This is a genomic window from uncultured Dialister sp. (genome assembly GCF_937959425.1).
In the GTDB taxonomy this organism is placed as follows: Bacteria; Bacillota; Negativicutes; order Veillonellales; family Dialisteraceae; genus Dialister.
In genome coordinates this window covers 1-9,991 of the sequence record NZ_CALGPS010000184.1, presented here as the reverse complement: position 1 = coordinate 9,991, position 9,991 = coordinate 1, and the positions used below count along the sequence as shown (strand labels likewise).

Below are 9,991 nucleotides of genomic sequence, written 5' to 3'. Positions count from 1 at the left end.
TACGGTTCTGTGAGGGGCGGACAGAGTAATCTGATTCCGTCTACTCGACTGACAGGCCCTGAGGCCTGAGGGTTGCGGTATCGCCCTGCGGGCGATGAGTATATATGCTGCCTATCGAGGGCCGCGTCAGCGTCATTTAAAATTCATCGCCGCAAAGCGGCGATACCACAACCTTCAGAGGCCAAAGGCCGCTGTCAAACTTCAGAACCTTCAGAACCTTCGGCCCTTTAGGGCCGTCAACCTTCAGCGCCCAAAGGGCGCTGAACCCTATTCCTTCGCCACGCCGTCTTCCACGATTTCCGCGGCCTTTTCCCAGAGGAGTCCCAGAAGGAAGCCGGCGGCGAAGAAGAGGAGCCAGGACATGTTGAAAGAGGAAAGGGGGAGGGCGTCCATGAAACGGGCCGCATCGGGTACGGAAAAGCCGGCGGCTTTCAGGGCGTCATAGAGGGAAGGGAGGATGGTGAAGGCGGTGGAAAGGATGTACACCTTCCGGCTGACGTGGAAGAAGTCATGAAGGAAGGTGAGGAGGATGAGGGAAATGGACAGGGGATAGAGGAAAAGAAGCACCGGAATGGCGCCCTTGATAATGGCGGAGAGACCGAAGAGTGCGATGAAGAAGGAAAGGACGGTGAAGAAGGTGGCCCAGACCTTATGGGAGAAGCGGGGAAGAAGGGTGTGGAAATAGGCGGCGCAGGAAGCGATGAGGCCGATGGAGGTGGTGAGGCAGGCCAGGATGACGATGATACCCAGAAGGAGACTCCCCATATTTCCGAAATAGAAGGACGCAGCCCCCACTAGCACGGGAGCGCCATTTTCCACGTGTCCCAGCACGGCGACGGAAGAGGCGCCCAGGGTGCAGAGAGCGGCGTAGATGAGGAACATGAAGAAAGTGGAAATAAGGCCGGACTTCAGCGCAGCGCCGGCGATTTCACGATTGGAAGTAAGACCGTAGAGACGGATGGACTCCACCACAATGACGCCGAACACCAGGCCCGCCAGGCAGTCCATGGTGTTGTACCCCTCTAGCAGGGCGGAGGAAAAAGCCTTCACCGGCGTGTCGTAGGCAGGAGACGGTGCCATCCAGCTTCCCATGGGAAGGAAGAGGGACGCGGCGATGAGGATGAAGAGGAACGCCAGAAGCAGCGGCGTAATGCATTTGCCGATACGGGGCACCAGCTTGGAAGGGCTGATGGAAAGGTACCAGGAAAGAAGGAAGAAAAGAAATACGAAGCCGTAAAGGCCCATGGTTCTCATATCCCCTGGAAGGAAATGGGAAACGGCGATTTCATAGGACACCGTGGCGGTACGGGGGATGGCAAAGAAGGGCCCGATGGTGAGGTACAGGGCGCAGCTGAAAAGAATGCCGTACACCGGGCTCACCCGTCCTGCCAGCTGCTGCAGATTCTTCCCGGAAAAGCAGATAGCCAGCACCGAAGCAAAGGGCAGACCCACGCCGGTGATCAGGAATCCCGCCGTGGCGTACCAGGTATTCCAGCCGGAATTCTGTCCCATAAATGCAGGAAAAATCAGATTTCCCGCGCCAAAAAAGAGGGCAAACAGCATGAGCCCGATAGCGATGAATTCATTTGAAGTCTTTTTCATACAATTCCCATTTCTTTATTTAAATACGTCGAAACAACATAATGCTATTTTATCATAAATTCTAAGGGCTTGCATGAAAAAAGTGAATAATATGTTAGTGGGATAGTGAGCTGGTGGGCTGGTGTACTAGTGTACTAGTGGGCTGGCGGGACTGCTGCCGGCTATCAGCTATCGGCTATCGGCTGACCGACCTGGTGTGCGCCCTTCGGAAATATGGGGGCACCATTATGATAAAACCATACAACCGCCCTTACGGGCGAGGGAAAAGAGCGTCCCCCCTTTGGTGGCTGGCGCCACCACCTTTCCCCCAGCTCCGCTGGGGGCACTATGGATGCTTTTCATTGTGCCACATGACTCTACAGGAAAGCGTAGAGCGGTTTATTCTGCCCCCTGAATAGGGGTGGCAAGGGAACTGGATTCGTAGGGAGCCGCAGGCGACTGAGAATCCAGTGACACGCTTCCCTTTGGGTAAGTCCGGCGCAGCCGGATAGGGGGTGGCCACGGCAGTGGCCAATTCAGCAGAATGTATATCGTGACTTAAGCAGCAGAAGGCAAGACCCGTAACGCCCTTGCGTCCCCTTTAGGGGTGGCAAGCGAACGAAATTTGTAGGGAGCCATAGGCGACTGAAAATTTCGTGAGACGCTTTCCCTTGGAGAGAGGGCCACGAAGTGGCGAAGGGGTGCAGGAGGGTACAAGTCGGTATGATACCCTATGCTGAACTGACTGCTGCAAGGCAGCCTTCTGGGAGGAGATTTCTCGGCTTCCTTTCACCGGCTCCACGAAAATGTGATTCATACTGGCACGTACCACCGCTCGAAATGACGGGGGCAGCAATGATGACACAAATGCAAGCCCCGTAACGTCTGCCGCCTTTGGCGGCATTATAAAACTTATTGCCGCGAAGCGGCAATCCACAACCCTCGGCGCCACAGGCGCCGTCAAACTTAAGAACCTTCGCCCGCTTCGCGGGCGTCAAACCTCAGCGGCGGAGCCGCTGTCAACCTTTGCCATGCTATTGATGCTGCCAGCCATCCATCCATAGTGACACTACCGCCCCAAGGCTGTATAATAAAAAGAAAATCCGCCCTATTTCCGGCGGAGAGTGTACACATGGAGGATACGTATGGGTCTCACAGAATTCAAGCTGGCCTATGGCCATGGAATGCAGTCTGTCATGCTCCCGGAGGAGCATATTTCCGATGTACTGGAAGGGGTACCGACCCCTGCCTGCGATGTGAAGGCGGCCACCATTGAATGTATGCGCCACCCCATCGGCACAAAGCCCCTGCAGGAACTGGTGAAGAGGGGGGACAAGGTGTGCCTGGTGGTGGCGGACATTACCCGCGCCTGGAACCGGGCTTCTGAATTTACGGTACACGTGGTGAACGAGCTGAATCTGGCCGGCGTGCCGGACGAAGATATTTACATCGTCTTTGCCCAGGGCACCCACCGTCCCCATACCGATGAGGAAAACGTGACCTGCGTAGGGGAAGAAGTGGCCCGCCGCATCAAAATGTACCAGCATATTTCCACCGACAAATCCATGCTTACCCACATGGGCGTCACCAAGCTGGGCACCGACGTATGGATTGACACCCGGGTGGCGAAGGCGGACAAGGTCATCCTCATCAATGCCATTTCCACCCACGACATGGCAGGATTCGGCGGCGGAAGGAAGCTCATCCTCCCCGGCGTGGCAGGCTATGAGACGGTGCAGCAGAACCACTGCCATGCCCTGGGCCCCACCCTGGGAAGCGGCCTCAATCCTGACGCCAAACTTTTAAAAATCAAAGGAAATCCGGTGTCCGAAGACATGCAGGAAGCCTGCGACATGGTGGGCCCCTGCTTCCTGGTGCACTCCGTCATCAATGAAGAAGGACAGATTTCCTCCATGGTAGGCGGCGATCCTTACGAAGCATGGCTGGAAGGAACGAAGGAAACCTACCGCATGCAGAAGGTGCCTATGAAACAGCAGGCCGACGTCACCATCGTTTCCGCCGGCGGCTACCCCAAGGACACCAACCTCTACCAGGGCACCAAGTGCTATACCACCGCTGAAATCGCCACGAAAAAAGGCGGCATTATCATCACCATGATCGAAGCGGAAGACATTATGGAACCGGAAGCTTACCTGGGGAGCTTCAAGTATAAAAACCTGGAAGACATGGAAAAAGCCCTCCGCGGCTGCTTCACCATCCCCTTCTTCGTGGCCTTTGAAAACCTTATCACCGCCATGACCCACACCGTTTACATCGTCACCCGCCCGGAAAACTTCGACATCCTCCGGGAAAAGACCCACCAGATTCCTGTGGCCTCGGTGGAAGAAGCCTGGGAGCTGGCGAAGAAACAGCTGGCGGCTGAAGGAAAGACGGACTACTCCATCAACATCATCCCCCACGGCAGCGCCATTGTGCCCTACCTGAAGAAATAAGGAAATCAAAATGAAAAAAGCTATCCTTGCCCTCCTCTCCGCCCTGGCCCTTTCCATGCCCCTCACCGCCGGCGCCGCCGACTTCATCCGTCTGGACGGGGCGTCCTACGAAACCATGTGGCAGAAGGGGAAAACCATCAAGAAACACGGCTCCCTGGAAAATCCCATGCACTACGGCGTGGAAATGCGCCACGGCACCCTGGGCTCCAACCAGGTGGTGCTGGTGACACCCTACACCGCAGGGCTCTACATTTCCTCCACCGAAAACCTGCGGCTCCTTGAAATCCCTTCGGATTTCAAAGGAGAGCTCCTCAAGAACCAGGACATCCTCTTCATTGCTCCCGCCTACGTGCCGGTGCACCACCTCATCTCCTGGTCCACGGAAACCAAGGGCAGCGGCAGGGCCGAGCACCTGGCCCTGGTGAAAGACGGGAAACGCATCTATCCCCGCTATACCATGAACCCGGCGGTGGACAGCCTCCTTCCCCACAGCCACTTCGTCCGCTACTTCGGCTTCACTCGTAAGGAAATCCTGGACGTGCCCTACGAAGTAAGATACGTCAACGGCGAAGGCGACCTCATCTCCTTCAAAGTGGATGAGAAGGATTTAAAAAAGCTGATTCAAGAAGAAAAGAACTTCAAAGCCTGAATGCAGGCAATAAAAAAACTGCGGGAAAACTCGCAGTTTTTTTATTTGCTGTCGGCTACCGGCTATCGGCTGACCGCCGACTTAGTGGGCGCCCCCTTTGGAAATATGGGGGCGCCATTATGATAAAACCATACAACCGCCTTTACGGGTGTGGGAAAAGAGCGTCCCCCTTGCCCGCTCCGCGGGACTTCCCCCGCAAGCGGTGGCAGAACAAAGCTCCGCTAGGCTGTAATCTCATAAGTGGCTCTAAGCAAAGCACGGGTTGTTGTCCCACCGCTCCGCGGGGGGAAGGTGGTGCCGTAAGGCACCAAAGGGGGAAAGGCCACCGGAGGTGGCCAATTCACCACCATGTATAGCGTGACTTAAGCAGCAGGAGGCAAGACCCGTAACGCCCTTGCGCCCCCTTTAGGGTGGCAAAGGAACTGGAGTCACTCCAGCGAACTGGATTCGTAGGGGAGCCTGAGCGACCTGAGAATCCAGTGAGTCGGTGATAGCCGTGCTGTAGGGGAGCGATAGCGACCTGAGAATCCAGTGACATGCTTTCCCGTGGAGGAGAGGGCCACGAAGTGGCGCGGGGGTGGACGATGGTAAGCAGAGGAATGATACTCTATGCTGGTGTGACTGTGGAGGTCCTGCATAGGACCTCCACAGTCAGCCGAAGTTGGCCTGCTTGGAACGATGGTGAGCATCATTAGTATGCTTATCATCGTACACCCTTTTGCCGCTCCGCGGCACTTCCCCTCAAGGGGAAACAAGAAATATAGAGAGGCTTTCCTTTTAGTCGGCTGACCGATTGACAGGCAGCCTTCTTGTGGGAGATTTGAGGGCTCCGTTTCACCGGCTCCATGAAGCGATGAATCATACCGGCGCTTCCCACCGCTCGAAATGACGGGGACCGCAATGATGACACAAAAGCCAGACCCGTAACGCTGACTTTATAATCATAGCCGCCAAAGGCGGCTATCCACAACCCTCGCCCGCAAAGCGGGCGTCAAACCTGAGAACCCTCCGGCCGTAGGCCGGTCAATCTTAAGAACCTTCAGCGCCCAAAGGGCGCTGGGCCGCTCCGCGGCCGCTACCACAGGATATCCCCGTCCACCATCTGTCCGTCTAGGGGGAGGGCGTTGGTGAACTGCCAGAGGCGGGCGTTTTCCTGGCTGCAGGTGCTGCCCCACTGGGCGCACCAGAGGGGCGTGCCTTCGGGAAGGGCGGAGAGATGGATGATGTCTTCAAGCCAGCTGAAGCTGCTGTAGAGGCCGGCGGGGAAGCCTTGTTTTTCCATTTCTTCAAGGTAGGCGCGGCAGAGGGCGGTGATTTCTTCTCCCTCTGTGAGGCCGTTTCTTTCCTTATAGTCGTCGGCGTCTTCCATGTCCAGCCAGCAGCCCATGGCCAGCTTTTCCGGCGGAAGGCCGCAGTCTTTCAGCACGAAAGCGGTGAAGCGGGCTTCTTCTGCCGCCGCTTCTTCGGTGAGGGCATAGCTGTAGTAGTAGATGCCCAGGGCAAGGCCTGCATCGAGGACGCCGTTTGTGTATTCGTAGAACCGGCTGTCCAGGTGGCCGGCGCCCCAGCCCAAGCGGACGATGACGAAGGAGAGCCCCTGTTTCTTCAGAAGCGGCCAGGGGAGTGGCCGGTTATGTTCGGAAATATCAATACCCCATTTCATTTTTTTCCTCCTTTCAAATGGCGAAGCAGGAGGGTCATAGACCGGAATCCCGCTTCCGATAGATTTTCCACCACCGACAGGGCTTCCGAGGCGGTGAGGTAGCTCACTGCCAGGGATACCATGCCCGAGGGCTGGCCGTTTTCCGCCAGCAGGTAGTCCGCAGAGGCGGAGGCCAGGACGCAGAGGTTGTAGAGCATGAGTTTGGACAGGCCCTGTTCTTTCATGACGGCGCTGGAGATAAGGCCCAGTCTTCGGGCCCGGGGGATGGCCCTCACCATGGCCCAGAGGGTGGGATTTCCATTTCCTTCTGCCTGAAGCAGGGAAGCGCTGATGGCGATCCACCGGGTGAGAAGGTCCAGGGCTACCAGCAGGGAAAAGCAGAGCAGCATGAGGGCGTGGTGGACGAGGGTGAGAAGGAGCAGGGATCCCGCCGCTTTCAGGGGAAAGTGGTCGAAGAGCTCCTTCCATCCGCTGCATGATGGATGCATGATTTTCTCCTTTCCGGAAATCGAAACCCCGATTTCCTGGGGATAAAGTAGGAAGGCGGAAAATCCTTTCTCTTACGCGGGCCCTGTGGTAAAATGCTTTGGTGAGAGGGGAAGGAGGAATAGCGTGAATTCTATGAAATTGAAAGCAGCGGCGCTGGCGCTCTGCCTGGGGCTTCTGGCAGGCTGCGGCATGGACAAGAGTCTCACCATGACGCCGGAAACGGGAGAAAAAATCGAGGTTACCCTGGACAGGGGGGATGATTTTTCCATGGAGGAAACCGCCGGCACGGTGCTGGTGTATCAGAAGAAAAAGGTGATGCTGCGCTGTGCCTTCATCAGCGAGGAGCAGGAAAAGGCCCAGCGGGCGTCCATCATTACCATGCCCTTTGAAATCCACAAACAGGAGAAGGATTATATTTCCTACAGCATGGCGGGGCCTGAGGGCATGGTGAATTATTATATGTACCCCGTCGGGAAGAAGACCTGGCTCTTCGCCGCCACCCATCTCCCGCCGGAGGCGGCGGAGAAGGTGCTGTCCCGCATTCATTTCAGGGAGGCGAAATCATGAGGGTCCTGGTGAGTGCCTGCCTGCTGGGAAGGAACTGCAAGTACAGCGGAGGAAATAACCGGAATGAAAAGGTACTTGCTTTCCTTAAAGATAAAGAAATCATCCCGGTGTGCCCGGAAGTGGAGGCTGGCCTTCCCGTGCCCCGTCCGCCTGTGGAAATCCGGAATGGCCGGGTGGTGAGGAAGGACGGGAAGGACATGGATGAAATCTACCGCCGGGGCGTATCCCGGGTGCTGGCCCGCATGGGAAAGGTAGACCTGGCCATACTGAAATCCGGCAGCCCCACCTGCGGCGTCCATGACATTTACGACGGCACTTTCAGCGGAAAGAAAATCAAAGGCCGGGGCGTGCTGGCAGAAGCCCTGGTAAAGGCAGGGGTGCCGGTGGTGGATGAAAGGGGGCCGCTTGGCGGCCCGGGTTCAAAGGGTTCGGCCCACCCGAAGCGGGCTGGTTCAGAGGGTTCAGAGGGGCGCGGCTGACGCCGCGGGTTGTGTAAAAGGGTTGTGTTCGCTTCGTTCAGGGGGCGACGGGCCTTTGGCCCGAGGGGGTAGTATCGCCGCCTTTGGCGGTGATGAGTATATATGCTCGCTGCGCTCGCCCCCCTTTGGTGGCTGGCGCCACCACCTTTTCCCCGCTGAAGCGGGGGCACTATGGATGCTTTCCATTGCGCCACATGACTCTACAGGAAAGCGTAGAGCGGTTTATTCTGCCACCTCAAGGGGAAACAAGAAATATAGAGAGGCCTTCCTTTTAGTCGGCTGACCGATCGCAAGGCAGCCTTCTGGGAGGAAATTTCTCGGCTCCCTTTCACCGGCTCCACGAAAATGTGATTCATACCGGCGCGTACCCCCCCGCTCGAAATGACGGGGGAGCAATGATGACACAAAAGCCAGCACCGTAACGCTGACTTTATATTGCGCCCATAGGGCGCCTCCACAACCCTCAGCGGCCAAGGGCCGCTGTCAAACTTTAGAACCTTAAGAACCTTCGGGGCGAAGCCCCGTTAACCCTTCTCCCTATGAACCCGGCCCCTAATTCCCCATTGCAAGAAGAGGGCATATGTTATAAACTGGTACGAGTGATATTTCCAATGTGTAAACAGGGAGGCGTTTCAAAATTTTAATCGGCGGTATTGAAGCAGGCGGCACTAAAATTATCTGCGGCGTAGGAGAAGTGAAGGACGGCACCATCCGTATCCTTTCGGAAATGAGGTTTCCTACCACCACCGCAGCCCAGGTGCTGCCGGAGATTATTTCCTGGTTCAAGCAGTATGACATCGAATCCCTGGGGATTGCCAGCTTCGGACCGCTGGATCTGAAGAAGAATTCCCCCACCTACGGCTACATCAAGGCCACGCCGAAGAAGGGCTGGCAGGATGTGGATTTCGTAGGTCCCTTTGCCCGGGCCCTTTCCATTCCCATCGAGTTTGACACCGACGTGAACGGCGCTGCGCTGGGAGAATCGGTGTACGGCGCGGGAAAGGGCTGCCAGGTGGTGTCCTACATGACCGTAGGCACCGGCATTGGCGTAGGCCTGTACTGCGAAGGCAGGCTGCTCCATGGCCTGGTGCATCCGGAAGCAGGCCATATGCTCATCCAGCGCCATCCCAAGGATACCTATGAAGGAAGCTGCCCCTTCCACAAGGACTCCTTCCTCCCCGGCGGCTGCCTGGAGGGCTACGCCTGCGGCCCCGCCATCCAGCAGCGCTGGGGCGCGCCGGGAGAGACGCTCCACAACCGGAAGGAAGTGTGGGAAATGGAAGCCTACTACCTGGGACAGGGGGTCTCCAACCTGGTACTCCTCTATTCACCGGACAAAATCATCATCGGCGGCGGCGTCATGCACCAGGAAAACCTTTTCCGTATGGTTCGGGAAGAAGTGAAGAAAAATATCAACGGCTACATCCACTCCGACAAGCTGGATGAGGGCCTGGACAACTACATCGTTCCCCCGGCCCTGGGAGACCACGCCGGCCTCACCGGCGCCATCGAACTGGGCAAGAGAGCCTGGGAAGAGGAAAATAAACAGTAATCATAACACAAAAAAACTTCAGCCTCCGGGGCTGAAGTTTTTTTGTGAAGTTTCCTGTGGCGGTGGACAGCCATGGTATCATGCCGGACGGGAAACTATAGGCGAATAGTTTCCTGTCGGTATGAAAAGCCAAGGCGTCAAGCCGGACAGGAAACTATACGCGAATAGTTTCCTGCCGCGGTGAATTGCCATGGTGTCAAGCCGGATGGGAAACTATAGGCGAATAGTTTCCTGCCGCGATGAAAAGCGATAGGGGCAAGCCGGACAGGAAACTATAGGCAAACAGTTTCCTGCCGCGATGAAAAGCCATAGTGTCAAGCCGGATAGGAAACTATACGCAAAAAGTTTCCTGTCGGTATGAAAAGCCAAGGCGTCAAGCCGGACAGGAAACTATAGGCGAAAAGTTTCCTGCCGCGATGAAACTCTAAGGCGTCAAGTCGGATGGGAAACTATAGGCAAACAGTTTCCTGCCGGTATGAAAAGCCATAGGGTCAAGCCGGACAGGAAACTATAGGCAAACAGTTTCCTGCCGGTATGAAAAGCCATAGGGTCAAGCCG

At 56.4% G+C, this 9,991-nt stretch carries 8 protein-coding genes; 5 read left to right on the top strand and 3 right to left on the bottom strand.

The annotated features are described in order from the left end of the window. Nucleotides 1-267 precede the first annotated feature (267 nt). Nucleotides 268-1,602: a branched-chain amino acid transport system II carrier protein gene (gene brnQ / locus Q0482_RS07625; protein ID WP_299145191.1), complete on the bottom strand. Its 1,335-nt coding sequence runs from the start codon at nucleotides 1,600-1,602 to the stop codon at nucleotides 268-270. Between the two features lie 1,124 nt (nucleotides 1,603-2,726). Here brnQ and larA point away from each other — a divergent pair. Beyond that, the gene (larA, locus tag Q0482_RS07620; protein WP_299145189.1) at nucleotides 2,727-4,034 is read left to right on the top strand and encodes a nickel-dependent lactate racemase; all 1,308 of its coding nucleotides are present in this window, start codon (nucleotides 2,727-2,729) and stop codon (nucleotides 4,032-4,034) included. Nucleotides 4,035-4,044: 10 nt separating this feature from the next. Beyond that, on the top strand, nucleotides 4,045-4,683 hold the full coding sequence (locus tag Q0482_RS07615) for a hypothetical protein (RefSeq protein WP_299145187.1): 639 nt from the start codon (nucleotides 4,045-4,047) through the stop codon (nucleotides 4,681-4,683). A 1,075-nt stretch (nucleotides 4,684-5,758) separates the two neighbouring features. Here Q0482_RS07615 and Q0482_RS07610 read toward each other — a convergent pair. Continuing rightward, nucleotides 5,759-6,346, bottom strand: a complete 588-nt coding sequence (locus Q0482_RS07610; protein ID WP_299145185.1) for a GH25 family lysozyme — start codon at nucleotides 6,344-6,346, stop codon at nucleotides 5,759-5,761. Then, on the bottom strand, nucleotides 6,343-6,834 hold the full coding sequence (locus Q0482_RS07605; protein WP_299145184.1) for a phage holin family protein: 492 nt from the start codon (nucleotides 6,832-6,834) through the stop codon (nucleotides 6,343-6,345). Before Q0482_RS07605 ends, Q0482_RS07610 begins: the two co-directional genes overlap by 4 nt. 124 nt (nucleotides 6,835-6,958) lie before the next feature. Between Q0482_RS07605 and Q0482_RS07600 the strand changes: the two genes are divergently transcribed. The 3 genes from Q0482_RS07600 (at nucleotide 6,959) to Q0482_RS07590 (ending at nucleotide 9,433) form a co-directional block, all read left to right on the top strand. Beyond that, nucleotides 6,959-7,402, top strand: a complete 444-nt coding sequence (locus Q0482_RS07600; protein WP_299145182.1) for a hypothetical protein — start codon at nucleotides 6,959-6,961, stop codon at nucleotides 7,400-7,402. Then, nucleotides 7,399-7,881, top strand: coding sequence for a DUF523 domain-containing protein (locus tag Q0482_RS07595; RefSeq protein ID WP_299145181.1), 483 nt, complete (start codon nucleotides 7,399-7,401; stop codon nucleotides 7,879-7,881). The genes Q0482_RS07600 and Q0482_RS07595 overlap by 4 nt, the downstream gene beginning before the upstream one ends. A 637-nt stretch (nucleotides 7,882-8,518) precedes the next feature. Then, complete coding sequence (locus tag Q0482_RS07590; protein ID WP_366517993.1) at nucleotides 8,519-9,433, top strand: ROK family protein; 915 nt, start codon at nucleotides 8,519-8,521, stop codon at nucleotides 9,431-9,433. The last annotated feature ends 558 nt before the right edge of the window (nucleotides 9,434-9,991 follow it).